Genomic DNA, 431 nt, shown 5'->3' on the forward strand with positions numbered 1-431 from the left:
CAGCACGGCGGCAGCGTCATCGCGCTCATGGAGGTCGCGCCCGAGCAGATCCACCTCTACGGATGCGCCGCCGTCGAGACCACCGACGAGGGCGACCTGGTCAAGGTCACCGGACTGGTCGAGAAGCCCGACCCGGCGGACGCGCCCAGCAACTACGCCGTCATCGGCCGCTACGTCCTGGACCCGCACATCTTCGACATACTGCGCACGACCGAGCCCGGCCGCGGCGGCGAGATCCAGCTCACCGACGCCCTCCAGCAGCTCGCCCAGGACGAGAAGGTCGGCGGCCCCGTGCACGGCGTCGTCTTCAAGGGCCGCCGCTATGACACCGGCGACCGCGGCGACTACCTGCGTGCCATTGTCAGACTCGCATGCGAACGTGAAGACCTGGGCCCGGACTTCCGGACCTGGCTCCGCAGTTACGTAGCCGA

Annotated in this window: 1 protein-coding gene; it reads left to right on the forward strand. The window is 69.1% G+C overall.

Going from position 1 to position 431, the window contains the following annotated elements:
* The coding region (locus tag N4G66_RS45370; RefSeq protein ID WP_261710177.1) for a sugar phosphate nucleotidyltransferase at positions 1-431 on the forward strand (431 nt) is incomplete at both ends.

Origin of the sequence: Streptomyces rhizosphaerihabitans (assembly GCF_025399795.1) — a bacterium.
GTDB lineage: Bacteria > Actinomycetota > Actinomycetes > Streptomycetales > Streptomycetaceae > Streptomyces > Streptomyces rhizosphaerihabitans.